This window comes from Halorussus halophilus (assembly GCF_008831545.1).
Lineage (GTDB): Archaea > Halobacteriota > Halobacteria > Halobacteriales > Haladaptataceae > Halorussus > Halorussus halophilus.
This window is the reverse complement of the sequence record NZ_CP044523.1, coordinates 1,211,221-1,230,072: the sequence shown is the minus strand read 5'-3', so window position 1 is coordinate 1,230,072 and position 18,852 is coordinate 1,211,221. Positions and strand designations below refer to the sequence as shown.

The window sequence follows — 18,852 nt, the reverse complement described above, 5'->3', positions numbered from 1 at the left end:
TCTCGAAAGCAGGAACCGCTTCGGAAAGAGTGAAACCCCCCGAACCGGAACCTCCCCGCATGGTCGTTTCGAGCGCTCCCGGCAAGGTCTACTTGTTCGGGGAGCACGCGGTCGTCTACGGCGAACCGGCGGTCCCCTGTGCCATCGAGCGACGGGCACGGGTCACGGTGGAGAAGCGGGACGACGACCGATTGCGAGTCCACGCCGAGGACCTGAGCCTCGACGGGTTCACGGTCGAGTACAGTAGCGAGAGCGAGGAGACGCCCGACGTGAACGTCTCCGAATCGTTGGTCGCCGCAGGAGTGGGGTACATCGACGCCGCCGTCGAACAGGCCCGCGACGCGGCAGACGCGCCCGAGGTGGGCTTCGACATCACCGTCGAGAGCAAGATTCCCCTCGGTGCGGGTCTCGGCTCTTCGGCGGCAGTCGTCTGTGCGGGCATCGACGCGGCGACCCGGGAGTTGGGCGTCGAGTTGACGAGCGAGGAAATCGCCGAGCGCGCGTACCGAGCCGAACTCGAAGTACAGGACGGCGAAGCCTCTCGCGCAGACACCTTCTGCTCGGCGACAGGCGGCGCGGTCCGCGTCGAAGGCGACGACTGCCGGAGTATCGACGCACCGGACCTCCCCTTCGTCATCGGCTTCGACGGCGGTGCGGGCGACACCGGACAACTCGTCGCTGGCGTCCGCGCACTCCGCGAGGAGTACGACTTCGCGGCCGATACCGTCGCAAGCATCGGCGACATCGTGCGCTCCGGCGAAGAGGCACTCGCAGACGGTGACCTCGAAGAGTTGGGCCGACTGATGAACTTCAATCACGGACTGCTCGAAGCACTGGGCGTCTCCTCGCGCTCGCTCGACAACATGGTCTGGGCGGCCCGTGACGCCGACGCACTCGGGGCGAAACTGACCGGCGCGGGCGGCGGTGGCTGTATCGTCGCGCTGGACGAGAGCGATGGGACAGAGACGGCGCTGAAGTTCACGCCCGGTTGTGAGGCCGCGTTCCGAGCGGGGTTAGACACCGACGGCGTGCGCGTGGAGGAGGTCTGAGAGATGACTACCATCCTGAAACTCGGCGGAAGCGTCATCACCGACAAGGACCGCGCGGAAGCACTGGACGGCCCGGCGTTGGCTGACGCCGCGGACGCGATTGCGGAGTCGCCCGTCTCGGACCTCGTGGTCGTCCACGGCGGCGGAAGCTTCGGCCACCACAACGCCAGCGAACACGGCGTTTCGAAGACCGACGGCTCGAAAGATGCCGCTGCGGCGGTCGAAATCCACGGCGCGATGAAGACGCTGAACGACTTCGTCCTCTCGCGTCTGCACGAGCGCGACGTGCCAGCGGTGCCGGTGCATCCGTTCTCGGCCGCGAAGCGAGACGGAGCGGGAACGTTGGAGTTGATGACCACGCAAGTCGAGACGATGCTCGACGAGGGATTCGTCCCGGTACTGCACGGCGACGTTGTGGCCCACGAGGGGAAGGGTGTGACCATCCTCAGTGGTGACGAAGTGGTCACAGCAGTGGCTCAGGGTCTGGGTGCCGACCGGGTGGGCTTCTGCTCGACGGTGCCCGGCGTGCTGGACGACGAGGAAGCGGTGATTCCGGAGATTCGCTCCTACGACGAGGTAGCCGATTTCTTGGGTGGCAGTGAGTCTACAGATGTGACTGGTGGGATGGCCGGGAAGGTGCGCGCCCTGCTGGACTTGGGTGCGCCCGCGACGATTTTCGGTCCTGATGCTATTCGGGAGTTCTTGGGTGGCCAAGACCCCGGCACCCTCATCGACGGCGGCGAGTCGTAACTGTCGGCTTGGTGTTTTGGCTCGGCCCTTTCGGGTTAGTCGGACTGGTGGTTCCGGGGAGATTTTGGAGATACGGAACCAATACAGAACGTCCGAGATGGGTTGGTCTCGTTCTGATACTTGAACGTTCGTTTCTGCGAATACACGCGATACCGGGTTTGGTCACGGCGCGCGCTGGCGCGACCCCGCAAGGGAGTCGCGCCAACTCCGCGCGAGGGACGACTGAGCGAAGCGAAGGAGTCGGTTGGGGAGGGTGTGGCTCTCGCGGTGCTGTGCTGTGCGGAAGTGGCACCAGAAAAAGAAGATTCGAGAAATCAGCGCGCGTCGCGCGCTGATTTCTCGTATCCCTTTTTTGATCCATATTTTTTCGAGTGCCGAGAGACTCCGGCCCTCGAACCGTGCGAACGGCCTTTGGCCGTGAGCAGAGAGCGGTGCCGAGCGCCTCTATCGCGACGGCACCCGACGAGAAAAAAGGTGGTTAGTGGTCGTGACCAGTCATCTCGCCGAACGTCGTGCCGAAGCGTTCCTCGAAGAGGTCCATCGCCTTCTCCTCGTAGGCTTCGATTTGTGGGTCCGTCTCGCCGTGGGAGTGGTGAACGACGGCGTGGGCCTGCTGTGCGAGCGAGAGCATCGCCATGTCGCCCAGGACGTCCGCACCCGTCTCGCCCTCTTCTTGGAGCATCTCCACGAGGCCAGTCGGAATCGTCAGTTCGTCGCTGTCTCCGTCGGGGCTTTCGATGGTGTACGTCGTCGTCTCGACTTCGTCGGACATGCGTGGTAGTTTCAGGAGCGGACGTAAAGGTGTGCGGGTGTCGGGATAGAGAGTTGCTGTCCCGGATCTCACAGTCTATTTGCTACCAACCGCAGACAACATCCTCAGTATTACCGCTTAGAAAGCCCCCGACCGCTCCCGGTTGCTCTGCAGGATATTCGGCCTCACCGCACAGCACGGCGCGAATAGTGGCCCGCAGAGTAACCACGTCCTTCGGACGCGACCGGTCGGCCCCTTTCAGTCCACCCTTCAATTGGTCAAGCGAGCGTTCCCAGTGGCAGGTGTCACCGGACGAAACTATCGGTTGCTGAACCGCGAGAGTAGTCAGAAAGTCCTCAGTCGTCGCCTGCCGCCGCTTCCGCCGCCGGTTCCTCGGTTTCCAGTTCCACAGTTTCGAGATAGTCGTCGGCGTCGAGCGCGGCCTTACAGCCCATACCCGCGGCGGTGACAGCCTGTTGATAGTGGAAGTCCACTACGTCGCCAGCGCCGAAGATGCCGGGCACGCCTGTCTTCGTCTGGCCGCCGCCCTTGCCGCCCTCGGTCTGGATGTACCCCGCGTCGTCCATCTCGACGGCTGTGTCTTCGAAGTACTCCGTGTTCGGCGTGTGGCCGATGGCGACGAACATCGCGCCGACGTCCATCTCGAACTCCTCGGTTTCGGAGTCGTCCAGTTTCTCGCTCGGGCGACCCTCGGGATGGCGGACCATCGAGAGGTAGTCCACGCCCTCTTCGGGAGTGCCGTGGATTTCCGTGACTTCTGTGTTGCGCAGAATCTCGATTTCGCCCTCATCGACTTTCTCCTGCACGCGGTCGATCCAGTAGTCCTCGGCGCGGAACTCCTCGCGGCGGTGGACCAGATACACCTTCGAGGCGAACTTCGTGAGGAAGTTGGCCTCCTCGAAGGCGGCGTCGCCGCCGCCGACGACCACCATCTCCTCACCGCGGAAGAACGCGCCGTCGCAGGTCGCGCAGGTCGAGACGCCGTAGCCCATCAGGTTGTCCTCGCCCGGAATGCCGAGCGTGCGGGCGCTCGCACCGGACGCGGCGATGAATGCGTCGGTCGTGTAGACGTCGCCACTGGACAACTCGACGCGGTACGGTCGCTGGGAGTCGTCTACGTCTTCGATGACGCCGTGTTTGACCTCGGTACCGAACCGCTTGGCCTGCTCTTTCATGTTGTTGATGAGGTCCGGGCCACTGATGCCCTCCGGGAAGCCAGGGTAATTCTCGACCTCTGTGGTGAGGGTGAGTTGGCCCCCGGGTTCGTCACCTTCCAACACCAGCGGGTCGTTGTTCGACCGCGCGGAGTAGATGGCCGCGGTCAATCCTGCGATGCCGCTCCCGGCGACGATGAGTTTGCGGTGTTCGGTGGGGGCGTCTGCATTGGCGGACTCCTCACCACCGTCGGCACAGACAGTACCGAGTTTTTTGTCCAGTTCGCCAGCCTCGTCCAGTTCTTTGGTCTGGTCGAAGCCACCGATTAGTTCGTCGTCGATGAACACTTCGGGTGCCGTCTTCCGACCGTCGGCGCGCTCGACCATCTCCTCGAACAGGTCGTCGTCGCCGGTCACGTTGTACGTCTCGTACTCGACGCCTTTCGCGTCGAAGAGGTCCTTGGCCTTCTCGCAGTACGGACACTGCTCCTTTGTGTAAATCTCGACGTGCGGGTGTTCGCTCATAGTGCAATATTGATTCGGCCGGGCTATTTAGCTTGTGTTGTCCCCCCGACTTTCCGCTATCGGAGTCAGACTAACACCGAGTGATAACTCCGAACGCTTACCTACCGTCCACCCCACGAACCGTACATGGCCGCCGACCTCGAAGAGAAGACCGACCGCTACGAGGGCCTGCTCGCGGAGGCACTCGACGCCGCCGAAGTCGCGCCGCCCGAGGACACGCCGATGGGCGAGGCCGCCGCCGAGTGTCTGGAGATGGCCCAGTCGTATCTGGACGACGGCCGTCACTTCCGCGAGGAAGACGACCTCGTGAACGCGCTGGCCTCCTTTTCGTACGGTCACGCTTGGCTCGACGCGGGCGCACGCGTCGGTCTGTTCGACGTGCCACGCGAGGGACATCTCTTCACCGTCTGACTGTTAGAAAACCGGAAAATTGCGAGCGGTGTCGATGCGCTTACAAACCGGGCACGTGAGTGGGTAATCGATGGAGAGCGTTCTGTGGTACGTGTTGACCGGGACGCGGGGCGGTGCCAACCGCGCGCGTCTCCTGCGGGCCATAGACGAGCGTCCACGGAACGCCAACCAACTCGCGGAAGACCTCGACTTGGACTACAAGACGGTGCGCCATCATCTCGACGTGTTGATGGAAAACGACATCGTCCAGAATAGCGGCGACGACTACGGCGCGGTGTATCTCCCCACCGACCAAGCGCGCCACCACTGGGAGACGGTCGAGCAAATTATCGAGGAGGTAGAGTGATTATGGGTGAATTTGGGAAAGCGTATAACTGCCGGAACTTACAACGGAGATACGAATGGGCCTGCTAATCGACGCCGCACGCGTGGCAACGGCGCTGAACACGGTGCTGTTAGCTATGCTGACCTACGTCTGGGCCCGCAACTACCTCCAGTTCCGCTCGAAGCATACGCTGGGACTGAGCGTCTTCTCTATCCTGTTGCTCGCAGAGAACGCACTGGCGTTCTACTACTACATGCTGGACCCACTGCTCGCAGGGTGGTTCAGCACCGCCGTTCCGGCCCCCGCGTGGCGTGCGATGCTCATCCTCCACATCCTCGAATTCGGCGCGCTGGTGTTTCTGACCTGGGTGACGTGGGACTGAACTGGAATCGAGCCAGAATCGAAATTTTGGGTCGTGTCTTCTCGCGCGTGGAAAGTCGAATCAGTCGAAATAGCCGACTCCCGAGAGAGAACGCAGTGCAGACATATTCCAAATAAAAATAACGTTTTTAGCCAATTTCCAATATAATACACAAAATTCGAGATGAAATTGGGTGAGAGTTCGGGAAATCCACTTTGGTGTCTTCGGCCTCGTTCTGCCTGTGCGCTACGGCGCACGGATTCACCGATGGTAGACCGAACCCAATCCGACGACGACGCGGCCGCGAGCATCGAGGCGATAACCGAGAGCGCGCAGGAGCAGTTGACCTCCCGGCGCGGCTTCCTCGCAGGCTCGGCCACTGCACTCGGCGCGGTCGGGGTGTCGGGCACCGCCATGGGGCAACTCGCTGGTGGGCAGACCGACAAGTCCGGAGCGCCCGCGGCACAGGACGAGGACGGCGCGGAGAAGAGCGACGAGACCTCTGACATAGACATCCTCAACTACGCGCTGACCCTCGAACACCTGGAAGCGACGTTCTACCAACAAGGCGTAGAGGAGTTCGACGCCGAGGAGTTCCGAGACGCCAACTTGGGCTGTGACGTGCCCGACGCGACCCGTGAACAGATTCCGATGTGGGTCGAAACTGTCGGCGAACACGAAGCGGCCCACGTCGAGCAGATAACGAAGGTCATCGAGAAACTCGGCGGTGACCCCGTCGAGGCCGCCGAGTACGACTTCGGCTACGAGTCACCAGCCGAGTTCCTCGGCGTGGCGAAAGCCCTCGAAAACACGGGCGTCGCGGCGTACGCCGGTGCCGCGCCGTCCATCGAGAGCGACAAACTGCTCGCGGCCGCAGTGTCGATTCACAGCGTCGAAGCGCGTCACGCGGCGTCGCTCAACTACGTCAACGACGCCTCGCCGTTCCCCAACGCGTTCGACGAGGCGAAGTCGATGGAGAAGGTCAAGGAGATAGCCAGCCAGTTCATCGTGAAGTCTTGAGGCGGTAGTTCACAAGAAAGAGGGTCGGAGCCAGCCAGAGACAACCACTGCGCCCACGTTCGAACGTGCTATCCCGGGTTGTGGGACGAATTTGGGTGAGAGTTCGGAAAATCTTCTTTTAAAATACAGACTCCGTTTGAATCGTGCCGGACAGGCACAGAACGACCATGAGCGACCACGAGGGGGACGAATGGGGAACCGGGGAGCAACTACGAGAACTCGCACCGACGACTCGGCGTGCGTTTCTCGAAAGTTCGGCGAAAGTCGGCGGCGGGGCACTCGCGCTGTCGCTGGGCGGGGCGGGAGCGGTCGCCGCTACCGGCGGCCAAGAGTCCGAGGACGGCCCGAGCGACGTGGACATCCTGAACTACGCGCTGACGCTCGAACATCTGGAGTACGCCTTCTACCGCGACGGCCTCGAACAGTTCAGCGAGGGCGACCTCGCGCAGTCGAAGTCGATCCGACGACTCACGAAGGGTGTGCAGTACTCGGTGACGGACCTACTAGAAGTCGTCCGCGACCACGAGAAGGCCCACGTCGATGCACTGACCGAAGTCGTGACCGACCTCGGTGGCGAACCGGTCGGCGAAGCAGAGTACGACTTCGGATACAGCAACGCGACGGAGTTCGTGGCGATTGCACAGGCACTGGAGAACACAGGTGTCGCGGCCTACGCCGGTGCCGCACCAGCTATCCAGAACGACGAGATTCTGTCGGCTGCGCTGTCGATTCACAGCGTCGAGGCCCGACACGCTTCCATCCTGAACTTCGCCAACGGGGACTCGCCGTTCCCCGACGCCTTCGACCCAGCGCAGTCGATGGAGGAAGTCATAGAGATAGCGAGTCAGTTCATCGTCGAAGGCTGAACCACGGCGGCTCTTTTTCTTGGTCCCGGATACTTCGGCCCTTCTTCCGAAAACGAGCAGACCACCAGCTATTGGGGTGGCCCAACCGAACGCGAAAACCGACTACCCAACCGACAGGGGAAACGAAAGGGGGCTTTCGAGGTGGTCACAGCCACGTCTAATTCGTCGTCAGCACCGAAACCAGCCCGAAACTAATTCTTACGAACCGCTACCCGAGCACGCCGAAACCGAACAACGGGCCGAAGACGACGTGCAGAAGCACGCCGACGATGAGCGCCGGTATCGTGGTGTAGATGGACGCGACGATTGCGGCCGTCTTGTCCACCGCGATGAGCGGGAACAGCGCGTCGCCGTCCTGACTGATGGCGTTTGCCGTCAGTGCCGAGAACGGAATCGCACCCTCGGCGTAGACGCCAGCGAGGACGATTTGCGGGCCACAGCCCGGGATGAGGCCGACTAGCGCACCCGCGATGGGTGCGAGCAGGCCAGCGGCCGCAGCGACCGCACCGATGTCGATGCCGGTGAGGAGGATGCCGTACTCGTAGAGCAGGTACGCCGTCAGCACCCAGACGGTGACGAAACTGGTCTCCATCGCGGCGTGGACCAGTGTGTCGTATGCGTCGGCGAACGACTCGCGGGCGCGTCCGACTTCGCCGTCACCGAGATAGCGGCGACCGACGAAGTAGAGGAAAAAGGACAGTGTCGTCCCGGTGATACCGACCACCGTGAACGCACCGTCGAACGTCGGTCCGAGTTCGAGCGCGACTTCTGGGGCACCTGCGAGGAGGTACATGACCCCCAAGGCGAGTGCGGACCCGGCCGCTACCCACCACGCGGCGTGCGCGGCGTGCGAGATGGGCGTCAGGATGGCCGACTCTCTCGCTGGTTCGTGGTCGTGGTCACAGCTTGCATCGTGGTCGTAGTCACGGCTTGCGTCGAAGTCGTGGGGACCGCTACTGACGCCACCAGTGGCGACGCCGCCGTCGGTGGCCGCCCTCCGGTCGAGTTTGCTGACCGCGGCATCGACGCGACCGACGCCGAGACCGAACTTGTCGATGGCGTAACCGAAGACGACTGCCGTAGCGAACGCGATACCGTAAGCGTACAGCGCCGCCTCCGGTGCGAGCGCGAAGATGACGAACGCCGAGTCGCCAGCCGTGGCGATGAGCGTCGCCACGACGGTCCCGAAGCTAACAGAGCCACGGACGTACAGCGGCATCATCACGATTGCGCCGCCACAGCCGGGCGTGAGTCCCATCGCCGCACCAGCGAACGGTTGGAAGCGTTCGTTTTCTTCGAGTCGTTCGACCAGCGCGCCGCCGGTTCGATACTGCACGTAACTGAACAATAGGACGGTGACCGCGACGAACGCGCTGACTTGCACGTAACCGTCGCGCACCGACGCGACGAATATCTCGACTATTTCGTTCATTCGCACTCCAGACGGGGTAGCCGACTGTCCGACAGTAGATTAGACATATCTAAAAGTTATTTTAGTACACCCAAATTTATAGTTTGCGGTTCCACGTATCGCCCACCCCACATTTCTGCGACAAGTTTTTTCTACCAGTCTCGCACATACTCAGGTGTATGAACGAAACGTACGTGCGACTGTTGTGTCCAGAGTGTGGCAAGGATTGGGAGGAAGGCCCGGACGCCCTCCCGTCCACCGACGAGATGTTCCACTGCCCGAACTGTCACGCGTCACGTCGGACGGCCGAGTTCACGCGAACCGAGCGTGACTTGGAGACGCTGAAGCAGTTCAAGTAGTGAGTCGCCGGACGTGCGTCGCGTTTCGAACGCAACGTCCACGTTCTTCTCGGGCCGAGTACGTCGAAGCGAAGCGTCGACTGTCGTGAGTCGCTTCGACAGGAAGACCGTGTTCTTGCTACGGGAGCGCCCGACGCGCGACGAGCGCGCGCGAGAAAAACCGACCCATTTTCCTCCGATTTCTGCGCGGAAACGTTTCATGACACGCAGTTCCTGTCGAGTATGGGGACTTCGTTCCAAGCAGAGATATTATTCGTTCGATAGTACCTATTTTCGATATCCGTCGAATCAGACCGTGAGAAGGCTGCAAGATTCCGTATTCTCTGGAAGCGAACGGAACGGTATGGAACGATTTGGCAACGGTAGGTTATCGATTATTTCGTTCGTGAACAGTTCTCAAACGGAGGAGTAATCCGTAACCCGTGTTAACGGGACTCAAGATAATACTATAACCCTGCAACCGTTAGCCTTGGTTGTCCATGAAGAAGCAGGAACTCATTCACCTTCACGGCCTGCTCGCAGAGGTCGGAAGCTACTACGAAGACGAGAACGGCATGAACGTAGACCTCAGCGAGTACGACTCTCTCGGTGTACGACCGACATCGATCCACAAATCAAAAACTGACCACAAGGCCGCTGTTTTTGCGATGGCGAAATCAATTACGTCCGAGATGACCGAAGTCGAGAGCGGCGAGAAAGTCGCTCCCAAGGCCGACTGAAACGCAGTCGCGGTAGTCGATTCCTCACTACGGTAGCAACTCCCTACTAGCGGTGCGTAACGATGCGTTTGGTCTCGATACGTACTCGATTGACCTCGAAACGTATGCGACGCGGAGTCGTCGCTGAACGAATTTCGACTTCGCCAGATATTCGCTAGATAATCTGCAAACAGGTCAGTCGTCACAACCCGACCCGGTCGTCGCAGGCCAGTCCCGGTCGTCGAACTCCTTTACTCGATGAGGTCTTCGAATTCGGGGAGGACCTCGTCGTCCGTCCCGTCGGACGCTGTTTCGGCCTCCTCGACTTCTTCTTCCTCGTCCTCATCGTCCTCGTCGTCGTCTTCCAGCACGGTGACGTCGAGTATCGACAGGGGGATGTTTTCGAGTCGTTGACCGATCTCCTTGCGAGCGATGCGCGAGGCGTGTTCCTCGCGTTCGACGTTGAAGACCGTCATCTCTAGTTCCAGCGCGACCAGACTCTCGTCGGCGGCGATGAACGCGGGGTCCAACTCCTCACCACAGTGCGGACAGGACCGCTCGCCCATGTTAATCTCGACGTAGTTCAGGTCGGGGTTGAGCAACTCTCCGGTCTTCGAGATGGCGATTCGTACCGCCTCGTCCGAGGTCTCGACGTCGTAGACCGGGACTGCGGCCTCCACGACAACACTGCAGTTCATGGTCGCATCAAACTTGTACGGCCACCAGTATTAACGTTGGCCCTAAACCGAAAGTTTTCAAGTACCCCGGCCCTTTCTGACCGGCGATGGATTCCGGTTCGATAGCCGTCGCGGACCTGTCCGGGGGGATAGACCTCCAATCGACGCTGGAGAGTGGCCAGAGCTACCTCTGGCGGCGCGAGGACGGTCAGATGTACGAAACGGCTGCTGCCTACGGCGGGTCTGCGTGGTACTACACGGTCCTCGACGACGAAGTCCTCTGGGTGCGCCAGCGCGATGGTCTGTTGGAGTGGGAAGCCAGTACTGATGCTGAAGACCTACTGTTCGACCTCCTGCGACTGGACGACGACTTAGACGCCATCGTCGAAGCGACTCCGGGGGGCGAACTGCTCGACGAAGCGTACGACGCCTACCGCGGGATGCGAATCGTCGAAGACCCCTTCTTTCCCTGCCTGATTTCGTTCATTTGCTCGGCTCAGATGCGCGTGAGTCGCATCTACGACATGCAGGTCGCACTCGCCGAGGAGTACGGCGAGGCGGTCGAGTTCGACGGCAAGACGTACCACCAGTTTCCGACACCGGAGCGACTGGCGACGGCGAGCGAGTCGGAGCTACGCGGCTTAGGACTCGGCTATCGTGCGCCGTACGTCCAGCGAACTGCAGAGTTGGTCGCTTCGGGTGAGGCGACGGAGAGCGACGTTCGCGGACTGGAGTACGAAGCGGCCCGCGACGCGATGCAGGCGTTCGTCGGCGTCGGCGACAAGGTGGCCGACTGCGTGCTACTGTTCTCGCTGGGGTATCTGGAGGCAGTCCCGCTCGACACGTGGATTCAGACTGCGATTGCGGAGTACTACCCAGAGTGCGACTGCGGGTCCTATGCGGAAACTTCGCGGGCGATTCGCGCAGAATTTGGTGGGGAGTACGCCGGGTACGCCCAGACGTACGTGTTCCACTATCTGCGGAATCGGTAGTAGAAGTTGTTCTGAGGTACTTTCGGAGCATCGCAATGGTGGACTGAAACAACTAACGAGTCACGGAAGACAGAGGGGTAGCTACTGTCGTCACCACACGAAGAGAGGTGTCAGCAAACGGAAAATCGGACGGCGCAGTGAAGCTAGCTACTGCCGAAACCAAGGAGACCGTACCGCACCGCGAGAGCCACACACCTCCCCAGCCGATTCTCTCACTCGCACCTGCGGCGCTTCGTTCAGTCATCCCTCGCGCGGAGTTTGGTGCGACCACCCTGGGTCGCACCAGCGCGCGCCATGACCCAAGGACAGGTATCGCGCATTTTCACAGCCGGGCGGCGTGCGCTAGTCGCACCCCTCGGGCGCGACAGCATGTCTTTCGGACCCGAGGACCGCAGTCGGCTGGGGAAGCGTGTGGTTGCGGTATTCTAAGCACCGGCAGTAGCTAGCTTTTATACTATCCTGTCGTAAGTAGCAACCTCCGAGACACGACCAATCCTCACCGAAGTACTTCATCAGACGGAACCAACTAGTCGCCACACGGCATTTACCGCTCCCGAACGAACCCAAAACCATGCCAAATAACGGCGACAGAACTCGCGCACACGTCTTCGTCTCCGGCAACGTTCAGGGCGTCTTCTACCGGGCGAACACGCGCGATACGGCCCGCGAGAAGGGCATCGACGGCTGGGTGAAGAACCTCTCGGACGGCCGCGTCGAAGCCGTCTTCGAAGGCCCCGAATCGACCGTCTCCGAGATGGTCGAGTGGTGTCACTCCGGTAGTCCCGCCGCGAGCGTGGACGACGTGGAAGTCGAGTACGGTGACCCCGAGGGGGAGGACGGGTTCGAGGTTCGCCGCTGAGAGTCCACCCGACCCACCTCGTAGCGGCAGGCTTTACGAGCGTTCCCGACGAAATCCCGGACATGATTTCGTCCGACCGGATGGCGCAGGTAGACGAGAACGCCGCCGCACTCGGCGTCCCTCAGAAGCAGTTGATGGAGTCGAGCGGGAACGCCGTCGCCCGCGAAGTTCGCGCAGTCGCCGACCCCGGGGCACGGGTCGCTATCGTCGCAGGCCGCGGCAACAACGGCGGTGACGCCTTCGTCGCTGCTCGCTTCCTAGACGAGTACGACGTGTCGGTCCACCTCTTGGGGAGACCCGGAACCATCTCGACAGATATCGCCCGCGAGAACTGGGACGCGCTCGAACAGGCACGCTACGCCAGCCAAACAGTCACCGACTCCCGGAGCTTCGAGTTGCCCGACTGTGACGTGGTTGTAGACGCCATGCTCGGTACCGGCGTCACTGGCGCGCTCCGAGAACCCGAGGCAACCGTCGCGGAACGAATCAACGACGCCGACGCGGCAGTCGTCGCCGTGGACGTGCCCTCGGGAATCAACGCAGACACCGGCGAAGCACCGGGAGTCGCCGTCGAGGCAGACCGAATCGTCACGTTCCACGACGAGAAACCCGGCCTGTCGAGCCTCGACGCCGACGTGACCGTCGCCGACATCGGCATCCCCGCGGCCGCAGAACGACAGGTCGGACCGGGCGACCTTCGCCCCATCCGCTCTGGACGCAAGTCCGAGGACGCCCGCGCCTACGTCATCGGTGGCGGGCCGTTCACCGGTGCGCCCGCATTGGCCGCCCAGTCGGCGATGCGAGCGGGTGCAGACCTCGCGTTCGTCGCCGCGCCCGAGACGGTCGCCGACCAGATTCAGGGCTACGCAGAAGACCTCATCGTCCAACCGTACGAGAGCGACCGACTACGGCCCGAGCGAGTGAGCGACATTCTCGATACCGCAGAGAGTTACGACGACGTGGTCGTGTTGGGTCCGGGACTCGGGAGCGCCGACGAGACGCTCGAAGCAGTTTCGCAGTTTCTCTCCGATTTCTCCGGTCGCGCTGTAGTCGATGCAGACGCTCTCGCAGTCGTCGCCGACGTAGATACAGACGCGACACTGGTCTGTACGCCGAACCGGAGAGAGTTGGCGAAGATGGGCGGCCCGGAAGTCGAGAGCGGCGAGGAAATGGCCGACTACGCCGACGAAATCGAAGCCCTTGCCGCCGAGTTAGGCCATGTCGTGCTGGCCAAGGCGAAAGACGACGTGATAACCGACGGCGAGGAGACGCGAATCTGCCGAACGGGGACCCCCGGCATGGCCGTCGGCGGAACCGGTGACTTGCTCGCAGGCGCGACCGCCGGACTGCTCGCGGCCCACGACCCCTTCCAGTCAGCGTGCATGGCCGCCTACGCGAACGGCCGGTCTGCCGAACTGCTGGACGACTGCTACAAGGACGGACTGCTCGCTTCCGACATGCTTGAGACCCTGCCGCGGGCACTGTGGGGTAACGATGACGAGTGACGGAAGCGACGACGGCCAGACAGACGACGCCAACGACCTCACCCACACCGACGAGGAGGGCGAAGTCCAGATGGTGGACGTAGGCGACAAACCCGACTCTCGACGGCGGGCGGTCGCGGCGGGCGAAATCAACCTTCAGCCATCGACCATCGAAGCCATCCGCGACAACGCGCTCGGCAAGGGCGACGTACTCGCCACCGCGCGAGTCGGTGCAGTACAGGCGGTCAAGCACACGTGGGAGACGATTCCGATGTGCCACCAGATTCCGATTTCGAACGTCGAGACGAGTTTCGAACTCTACGACGAGCGCGTGACCGTGGAAGTCGCCGTCGAGACGACCGGGAAGACGGGCTGTGAGATGGAGGCGCTTGAGGGCGTGACGACCGGCCTGAACGTCGTCTGGGACATGGTGAAGGCCGCCGAGAAGGACGACGACGGCCAGTATCCGGACACCTCCATCGACCGAGTGCGCGTCGTCGAGAAGTCGAAGGAAGTGGTCTGACGCCCCACGACGCAGAATCGCCAGATTGGACGTCCCACAGAGTCCCCGGCGCGACCTGAAACTCCTTTAGCTACCGCCCGCATAGGCCGGGCATGAACTCGACGCCTGGGCCGAGCGAAGCCCACCGCTCTCCAGACGAAGCGTTCGCACTCCTCGGCAACGAACTCAGAGTGGAGATACTACGGACGCTCGGCGCGGCAGAGCAACCGGAGGACACGCACCGCGACACGCACGGCCGCTCGTTCTCGGAGTTGTACGAGCAGGTGGACGCACCCAACACCTCGCAGTTTTCCTACCACCTGAGCCAGTTAGAGGACGTGTTCGTCTGGCAGGCCGACGACGGTTACCGACTGACCCACGCGGGCCAGAAAGTCGTGCGAGCCATCTTCGCGGGAACGTACAACGAGCGACCGGAGTTCGAACCGGTGGAACTCGACGGCGTCTGTCCGGTCTGCGAGGCGACGACGTTCGTGGTCGCACACGAACAAGAACTGCTCACGATTCGGTGTGACGAGTGTGAGACTCGCCTCCTCTCTTATCAACTCGCGCCCGGCCAGACCGAGAATCGGACGCCGGAGGAAGTCGTCGAGAGTGCACAGCGACACGTCCGTGACGAATTCTCGATGGCTGTCGAGGGCGTCTGTTTCGAGTGTTCCGGGCGAATGCACTCGCAGGTCCAGCCGGGCAAAGAACCGCTTCCGAACGTCTTCCTCGAAGTCGCAACGTGCGAGCGATGTGGTCACAAACTCACTGCCCCGATAGCGGCCCGGGTGACGTACCATCCCGCAGTCATCTCCTTCTGCTGGGAGCGCGGCGTAGACGTTACGAACGAGGCGTTCTGGGGACTGTTCACCCGGTTCCACGTGGACTGCTGGGAGACGGAGTGTCTCTCGACTGACCCCTATCGGTTCCGCGTGACCGTCTCGCTCGACGGCGACGAACTCCGGACAGAACTCGACGCGGACCTCGAAATCGACGCCATCGAGACGGTCGAAAGTCACTCGGTCGAAGCAAGCGCGTTCGAGTCTGCGCCGGACGCCAGCCAATCGTGAGGACACGACTCGACAGAAGTGTAAGACTGTTTTCTCGAATGAGTTAAAGCGACGAGGGTGAGTCAGGCGAGCAACCGCAAGCAGTCGCGAGGGGTTTATACGCGGAGCTACAGCGCGTTTTAGTTGTCGAACCGTCAAAATGTAAAAAGATAGGAAGGAATATACGGAGGACGGCCGTGCCGACTGTTACGACAGTATGGCCGCTATCGAAACTGACGCCCTGACAAAACAGTTCGGCGACGACGTTCTCGCCGTGGACTCGCTCGACCTGGCCGTCGAACGCGGAGAGATATTCGGCTTCCTCGGCCCGAACGGGTCAGGGAAGTCCACGACCATCAACCTCCTGCTCGACTACGTTCGCCCGACCGAAGGGAGTGCGACGGTACTGGGATACGACACCCGAGACGAGACGCAGGCGATTCACCAGCGCATCGGCATCCTGCCGGACGCCTTCGACCTCTACGACCGCCTCGACGGCCGGAAACACGTCCAGTTCGCTATCGACTCGAAGGCGACCGACGACGACGCCGACGAAATCCTCGACAGAGTCGGACTCGACGCCGAGGACGCCGAGAGACCTGCTGGCGACTACTCGAAGGGGATGGGACAACGTCTCGCGCTCGGGATGGCGCTGGTCGGCGATCCCGACCTCCTGATTCTCGACGAACCATCCTCGGGATTGGACCCGCACGGAATCCGCGAGATGCGCGACATCATCCGCTCGGAAGCGGAGAACGGCACGACCGTCTTCTTCTCCAGCCACATCCTCTCGCAAGTCGAAGCGGTCTGTGACCGCGTGGGAATCATGAACCGCGGACGACTCATCGCCGTAGACACTATCGCGGGACTCCGCGAGGCCGCCGAAACCGGTTCGACGCTGGAGCTTACCGTGGACCGCGTGCCCGAACTGGACCTGTCCGACATCGAGGGCGTGAGCGGGACGACCGTCGATGGTCATCTCGTCTCCGCGACGATTACCGACACGACCGCGAAGGCGAAGCTAATCAATCGCGTCGAGGCCGCAGGCGCGACCGTCACCGACATCACCTCGAAAGAGTCGTCGCTGGAGGACCTCTTTACCTCCTACACGACCGGTGCAGACGACCAGCGAGTCGAATCGGAGGTGTCGCTATGAGTTGGCTGGTCGTCGCCCGCAAGGACTTCGAGGACGCCGTGCGCTCGAAGATGCTCTGGTCGATAATACTGTTGTTCGTGCTGGCAACTGCCGGGACGATAGCCGCCCTCGACCAAGTGCTCGAACTCGACGCCGACGGTGCGACCCAACTGCTCACCCTTCCTGCAGGCCTCATCATCCCGATATCGGCACTGGTGGCGGCGTACCTCGCCATCGCGGGCGAACGCGAATCGGGGAGTATCAAGATTCTCCTCGGACTTCCGCACACCCGTCGAGACGTCGTGGTCGGGAAGCTTCTCGGCCGTGCAGGCGTCGTCGCGGCCGCCGTGGTCGTCGCCTTCGCCGTCACGGGGGTCGTTCTCGCCGCACTGTACGGGACGGTTTCGTTCGGCCAGTTCGTCATGCTCACACTGTTGACCGTCCTGTTTGGAACGACGTTCGTCGGCATCGCGGTGGGCATTTCGGCCACGTCGGCATCGCGTTCCCGGGCCATGGCCAGTGCTGTCGGCGTATTCGTTCTCTTCCAGATACTCTGGGACTACGTTCCAGCGGCCATCTACTACGTCGCCGAAGGGACGATTCCGGGAGTCGGTAAACTTCCGGCGTGGTACTACCTTCTCGTGACGCTCAATCCGAAGAACGCCTACACGACGGCCTCAGACCTCTTCCTCACGGGCGGCGCGATGGCGGCCGCGAACGGCGGCCAAAGCATGACGATGGCCGACCGCGTTATCGGCGAGGTGCCGTTCTACCTCGAAAGCTGGTTCGGCCTCGTCGTGCTAGCCATCTGGCTCGTCGTGCCCGTCGCACTCGGCTATCTCGCCTTCGAGCGCGCAGACGTCAGCTAAGTCCGCAGTAACGAACCTACTCGGTCTTCCGCTCGACGATTGCCAAACAGCCCGGAACGGCTTCGACAGCCTCGAAGGTTGTCTCCCGAATCTCTCGAATCGCCCATTCTTCCCCGCCGAAGGCCGCTCGGACGTCCGACTCCGAGACGGGTCGTGGTCCCCCGCCTTCGGGCGCATCTTCGCCGAACGAGAGGACGAACGCCGACCCGCCGGAACGGAGGACGCGAGCGAGTTCGTCGGCGTATCGTTCTCGCTGGTCGTCCTGAAGGGCGTGGAAGAGACCGGAATCGACGACGGTGTCGAACGACCCCGCCTCGTCTCGGAGGTCGAGTACGTCCCCGACGCGGAAGGTCACGTCGAGGTCGCGCTCCCGGGACGTTGCTTTCTCGTTCGCTCGCCCGATTGCTTCTGCCGAGAAATCGACGCCCACCACTTCGTAGCCCTGCTCGGCGAGGTAGATGGCTTCCGTGCCGGTGCCACAACCCACGTCGAGGACGCGGCCCTCGATTTGGCCTGCGTCGGCGAGACGGACGAACGCCGATTGTGGTTCGCCGGTGTCCCACGGCACGCCGTCGTCGTACACGTCGCCCTCGTACGCTTCGTCCCACCACGCGGCGGGGTCTTCGGTGGCGGAGTCGTCTTCGAACTCGTCGGACATGCACCGGAATTTCAGACGGGTGAACAAAAGCCGGCCGATTAGCGGACCGCTTGAGCGACCGCTCAGAGGTCGGTACGCTGGAACCGGAGGTGGCCGAGAACGACCGGCACGACGACCCACGCGGCGAGGAGGACGAACATGAACCAGTCTTGGAGGTAGAACGGAACCGGTCCCGAGACCTGTGCCGCTATTCCGCCTGCCTGTCCTCCTGCTTGGCCGGTGGCGGCGTTCGAACCTGCCTCCAGCACCGAGTTGACGAGTTGCCCGAACGCGGCCGAGGGGTTGAGTCGCTCGACCAGCAACTGCCACGCCGGAACCGTCGCACCCGGCACCGGCAGGCTCCCAGTTCGGAGGTACGTCAACCCGAGCGAGACTAGGTCCCACAGGAGCGCGAAGACGAAGAAGACGCCGATGGCCAGCGCCATCGCCCGCGAGCGGGTACTCGTCGCCGCGGAGATGCCGACCGCGATACCGACGAACGCGACGCCGAGCAGTGCAGTGAGCGCAGTCACAGAGAGGAACTTGATTACTGGGAGTTCGCCGTAGACGAGCGCGCCGACCGCTCCGGCGACGAGGAATCCGGCGACGACGCCGACAACGACGACGCCCGAGCGACCGACCAACTTGCCGAGGGTCACGTCCGACCGCGAGTGGGGCGCGCCCAGCAGAATCTTGATGCTACCGGACTCGCGTTCGCCCGCGATGGCGAGGTACGCCGCCACCAGCGCCGTAATCGGCACGAGCGTCTTCGCGAACTCGGTGGCGACGCCGTATCCCGTGATTACCGAAAGGTCGTCCGAGAGCAGACTCGGGACGAAGACCGAGAGCGCGATGAGACCCGCGAAGAGCGCGACGATTCCCCACAGCATCCGCGAGCGCACGGCGTCCTCGAAGTCCTTGCGGGCGACGACGGCCCAACTCAT

Annotated in this window: 22 protein-coding genes; 16 read left to right on the top strand and 6 right to left on the bottom strand. The window is 62.3% G+C overall.

What is annotated here, in order from left to right; all coding sequences use genetic code 11:
* Positions 1 to 59 precede the first annotated feature (59 nt).
* A complete protein-coding gene (mvk, locus tag F7R90_RS06060) occupies positions 60 to 1,049 on the top strand; it encodes a mevalonate kinase (RefSeq protein WP_158056363.1) in 990 nt (329 codons plus the stop codon).
* A 3-nt stretch (positions 1,050 to 1,052) separates the two neighbouring features.
* Positions 1,053 to 1,799, top strand: a complete 747-nt coding sequence (locus F7R90_RS06055) for an isopentenyl phosphate kinase (RefSeq protein WP_158056362.1) — start codon at positions 1,053 to 1,055, stop codon at positions 1,797 to 1,799.
* A 478-nt stretch (positions 1,800 to 2,277) separates the two neighbouring features.
* On the opposite strand, the gene F7R90_RS06050 is transcribed toward F7R90_RS06055, so the two are convergent.
* Positions 2,278 to 2,571 carry a DUF7545 family protein gene (locus F7R90_RS06050; RefSeq protein ID WP_158056361.1) on the bottom strand — a complete coding sequence of 98 codons (294 nt, stop codon included), beginning with the start codon at positions 2,569 to 2,571 and terminating at the stop codon, positions 2,278 to 2,280.
* A gap of 335 nt (positions 2,572 to 2,906) precedes the next feature.
* Complete coding sequence (locus F7R90_RS06045; RefSeq protein ID WP_158056360.1) at positions 2,907 to 4,250, bottom strand: FAD-dependent oxidoreductase; 1,344 nt, start codon at positions 4,248 to 4,250, stop codon at positions 2,907 to 2,909.
* A gap of 126 nt (positions 4,251 to 4,376) precedes the next feature.
* Here F7R90_RS06045 and F7R90_RS06040 point away from each other — a divergent pair, with 126 nt between their 5' ends.
* The 5 genes from F7R90_RS06040 to F7R90_RS06020 all read left to right on the top strand — a co-directional run bounded on the left by F7R90_RS06040 (position 4,377) and on the right by F7R90_RS06020 (position 7,233).
* Positions 4,377 to 4,661 (top strand): DUF357 domain-containing protein, encoded by a 285-nt coding sequence (locus F7R90_RS06040; RefSeq protein WP_158056359.1) that lies wholly within the window; start codon positions 4,377 to 4,379, stop codon positions 4,659 to 4,661.
* Positions 4,662 to 4,731: 70 nt separating this feature from the next.
* Entirely contained in the window at positions 4,732 to 5,007 is a 276-nt protein-coding gene (locus tag F7R90_RS06035) for an ArsR/SmtB family transcription factor (RefSeq protein WP_158056358.1), read from the top strand.
* Positions 5,008 to 5,062: 55 nt separating this feature from the next.
* Positions 5,063 to 5,368, top strand: a complete 306-nt coding sequence (locus tag F7R90_RS06030) for a hypothetical protein (protein ID WP_158056357.1) — start codon at positions 5,063 to 5,065, stop codon at positions 5,366 to 5,368.
* Positions 5,369 to 5,614: 246 nt separating this feature from the next.
* On the top strand, positions 5,615 to 6,367 hold the full coding sequence (locus F7R90_RS06025; RefSeq protein WP_225741275.1) for a ferritin-like domain-containing protein: 753 nt from the start codon (positions 5,615 to 5,617) through the stop codon (positions 6,365 to 6,367).
* Between the two features lie 167 nt (positions 6,368 to 6,534).
* A complete protein-coding gene (locus tag F7R90_RS06020) occupies positions 6,535 to 7,233 on the top strand; it encodes a ferritin-like domain-containing protein (RefSeq protein ID WP_158056355.1) in 699 nt (232 codons plus the stop codon).
* 208 nt (positions 7,234 to 7,441) lie between these two features.
* On the opposite strand, the gene F7R90_RS06015 is transcribed toward F7R90_RS06020, so the two are convergent.
* Positions 7,442 to 8,665 (bottom strand): putative manganese transporter, encoded by a 1,224-nt coding sequence (locus F7R90_RS06015; protein ID WP_158056354.1) that lies wholly within the window; start codon positions 8,663 to 8,665, stop codon positions 7,442 to 7,444.
* A 158-nt stretch (positions 8,666 to 8,823) separates the two neighbouring features.
* Here F7R90_RS06015 and F7R90_RS06010 point away from each other — a divergent pair, with 158 nt between their 5' ends.
* Both F7R90_RS06010 and F7R90_RS06005 read left to right on the top strand, forming a co-directional pair.
* Positions 8,824 to 9,003: a DUF7836 family putative zinc-binding protein gene (locus F7R90_RS06010; protein WP_158056353.1), complete on the top strand. Its 180-nt coding sequence runs from the start codon at positions 8,824 to 8,826 to the stop codon at positions 9,001 to 9,003.
* Between the two features lie 479 nt (positions 9,004 to 9,482).
* Positions 9,483 to 9,722 (top strand): UPF0058 family protein, encoded by a 240-nt coding sequence (locus F7R90_RS06005; protein ID WP_158056352.1) that lies wholly within the window; start codon positions 9,483 to 9,485, stop codon positions 9,720 to 9,722.
* Between the two features lie 230 nt (positions 9,723 to 9,952).
* Here the strand turns inward: F7R90_RS06005 and F7R90_RS06000 are convergent, their stop codons facing one another.
* A complete protein-coding gene (locus F7R90_RS06000) occupies positions 9,953 to 10,399 on the bottom strand; it encodes a DUF555 domain-containing protein (RefSeq protein WP_158056351.1) in 447 nt (148 codons plus the stop codon).
* A gap of 86 nt (positions 10,400 to 10,485) precedes the next feature.
* On the opposite strand from F7R90_RS06000, the gene F7R90_RS05995 reads away from it, so the two are divergent.
* The 7 genes from F7R90_RS05995 (at position 10,486) to F7R90_RS05965 (ending at position 17,271) form a co-directional block, all read left to right on the top strand.
* The gene (locus tag F7R90_RS05995; protein ID WP_158056350.1) at positions 10,486 to 11,370 is read left to right on the top strand and encodes a DNA-3-methyladenine glycosylase family protein; all 885 of its coding nucleotides are present in this window, start codon (positions 10,486 to 10,488) and stop codon (positions 11,368 to 11,370) included.
* A gap of 571 nt (positions 11,371 to 11,941) precedes the next feature.
* Complete coding sequence (locus tag F7R90_RS05990) at positions 11,942 to 12,229, top strand: acylphosphatase (protein ID WP_158056349.1); 288 nt, start codon at positions 11,942 to 11,944, stop codon at positions 12,227 to 12,229.
* Positions 12,230 to 12,291: 62 nt separating this feature from the next.
* The gene (locus F7R90_RS05985) at positions 12,292 to 13,734 is read left to right on the top strand and encodes an NAD(P)H-hydrate dehydratase (RefSeq protein ID WP_158056348.1); all 1,443 of its coding nucleotides are present in this window, start codon (positions 12,292 to 12,294) and stop codon (positions 13,732 to 13,734) included.
* A complete protein-coding gene (moaC, locus tag F7R90_RS05980; protein ID WP_158056347.1) occupies positions 13,724 to 14,236 on the top strand; it encodes a cyclic pyranopterin monophosphate synthase MoaC in 513 nt (170 codons plus the stop codon). Before F7R90_RS05985 ends, moaC begins: the two co-directional genes overlap by 11 nt.
* A gap of 92 nt (positions 14,237 to 14,328) precedes the next feature.
* Complete coding sequence (locus tag F7R90_RS05975) at positions 14,329 to 15,288, top strand: winged helix-turn-helix domain-containing protein (protein WP_158056346.1); 960 nt, start codon at positions 14,329 to 14,331, stop codon at positions 15,286 to 15,288.
* A 196-nt stretch (positions 15,289 to 15,484) separates the two neighbouring features.
* On the top strand, positions 15,485 to 16,423 hold the full coding sequence (locus F7R90_RS05970; protein ID WP_158056345.1) for an ABC transporter ATP-binding protein: 939 nt from the start codon (positions 15,485 to 15,487) through the stop codon (positions 16,421 to 16,423).
* On the top strand, positions 16,420 to 17,271 hold the full coding sequence (locus tag F7R90_RS05965) for an ABC transporter permease subunit (protein ID WP_158056344.1): 852 nt from the start codon (positions 16,420 to 16,422) through the stop codon (positions 17,269 to 17,271). Before F7R90_RS05970 ends, F7R90_RS05965 begins: the two co-directional genes overlap by 4 nt.
* A 16-nt stretch (positions 17,272 to 17,287) precedes the next feature.
* On the opposite strand, the gene F7R90_RS05960 is transcribed toward F7R90_RS05965, so the two are convergent.
* Both F7R90_RS05960 and F7R90_RS05955 read right to left on the bottom strand, forming a co-directional pair.
* On the bottom strand, positions 17,288 to 17,929 hold the full coding sequence (locus tag F7R90_RS05960; RefSeq protein WP_158056343.1) for a class I SAM-dependent methyltransferase: 642 nt from the start codon (positions 17,927 to 17,929) through the stop codon (positions 17,288 to 17,290).
* Between the two features lie 62 nt (positions 17,930 to 17,991).
* Entirely contained in the window at positions 17,992 to 18,852 is an 861-nt protein-coding gene (locus F7R90_RS05955) for an ABC transporter permease subunit (protein ID WP_158056342.1), read from the bottom strand.

Bases quoted from the DNA above. Each gene is read 5' to 3' on its own strand.
- F7R90_RS05960 (WP_158056343.1), bottom strand. From the start codon at position 17,929: ATGTCCGACGAGTTCGAAGACGACTCCGCCACCGAAGACCCCGCCGCG.
- mvk (WP_158056363.1), top strand. From the start codon at position 60: ATGGTCGTTTCGAGCGCTCCCGGCAAGGTCTACTTGTTCGGGGAGCAC.
- F7R90_RS06015 (WP_158056354.1), bottom strand. From the start codon at position 8,665: ATGAACGAAATAGTCGAGATATTCGTCGCGTCGGTGCGCGACGGTTAC.
- F7R90_RS06045 (WP_158056360.1), bottom strand. From the start codon at position 4,250: ATGAGCGAACACCCGCACGTCGAGATTTACACAAAGGAGCAGTGTCCG.
- F7R90_RS06055 (WP_158056362.1), top strand. From the start codon at position 1,053: ATGACTACCATCCTGAAACTCGGCGGAAGCGTCATCACCGACAAGGAC.
- F7R90_RS06000 (WP_158056351.1), bottom strand. From the start codon at position 10,399: ATGAACTGCAGTGTTGTCGTGGAGGCCGCAGTCCCGGTCTACGACGTC.
- F7R90_RS05955 (WP_158056342.1), bottom strand. From the start codon at position 18,852: ATGAGTTGGGCCGTCGTCGCCCGCAAGGACTTCGAGGACGCCGTGCGC.
- F7R90_RS05965 (WP_158056344.1), top strand. From the start codon at position 16,420: ATGAGTTGGCTGGTCGTCGCCCGCAAGGACTTCGAGGACGCCGTGCGC.
- F7R90_RS06050 (WP_158056361.1), bottom strand. From the start codon at position 2,571: ATGTCCGACGAAGTCGAGACGACGACGTACACCATCGAAAGCCCCGAC.
- F7R90_RS05970 (WP_158056345.1), top strand. From the start codon at position 15,485: ATGGCCGCTATCGAAACTGACGCCCTGACAAAACAGTTCGGCGACGAC.
- F7R90_RS06030 (WP_158056357.1), top strand. From the start codon at position 5,063: ATGGGCCTGCTAATCGACGCCGCACGCGTGGCAACGGCGCTGAACACG.
- F7R90_RS05995 (WP_158056350.1), top strand. From the start codon at position 10,486: ATGGATTCCGGTTCGATAGCCGTCGCGGACCTGTCCGGGGGGATAGAC.
- F7R90_RS05985 (WP_158056348.1), top strand. From the start codon at position 12,292: ATGATTTCGTCCGACCGGATGGCGCAGGTAGACGAGAACGCCGCCGCA.
- moaC (WP_158056347.1), top strand. From the start codon at position 13,724: ATGACGAGTGACGGAAGCGACGACGGCCAGACAGACGACGCCAACGAC.
- F7R90_RS06010 (WP_158056353.1), top strand. From the start codon at position 8,824: ATGAACGAAACGTACGTGCGACTGTTGTGTCCAGAGTGTGGCAAGGAT.
- F7R90_RS06025 (WP_225741275.1), top strand. From the start codon at position 5,615: ATGGTAGACCGAACCCAATCCGACGACGACGCGGCCGCGAGCATCGAG.
- F7R90_RS06005 (WP_158056352.1), top strand. From the start codon at position 9,483: ATGAAGAAGCAGGAACTCATTCACCTTCACGGCCTGCTCGCAGAGGTC.
- F7R90_RS06020 (WP_158056355.1), top strand. From the start codon at position 6,535: ATGAGCGACCACGAGGGGGACGAATGGGGAACCGGGGAGCAACTACGA.
- F7R90_RS06040 (WP_158056359.1), top strand. From the start codon at position 4,377: ATGGCCGCCGACCTCGAAGAGAAGACCGACCGCTACGAGGGCCTGCTC.
- F7R90_RS06035 (WP_158056358.1), top strand. From the start codon at position 4,732: ATGGAGAGCGTTCTGTGGTACGTGTTGACCGGGACGCGGGGCGGTGCC.
- F7R90_RS05990 (WP_158056349.1), top strand. From the start codon at position 11,942: ATGCCAAATAACGGCGACAGAACTCGCGCACACGTCTTCGTCTCCGGC.
- F7R90_RS05975 (WP_158056346.1), top strand. From the start codon at position 14,329: ATGAACTCGACGCCTGGGCCGAGCGAAGCCCACCGCTCTCCAGACGAA.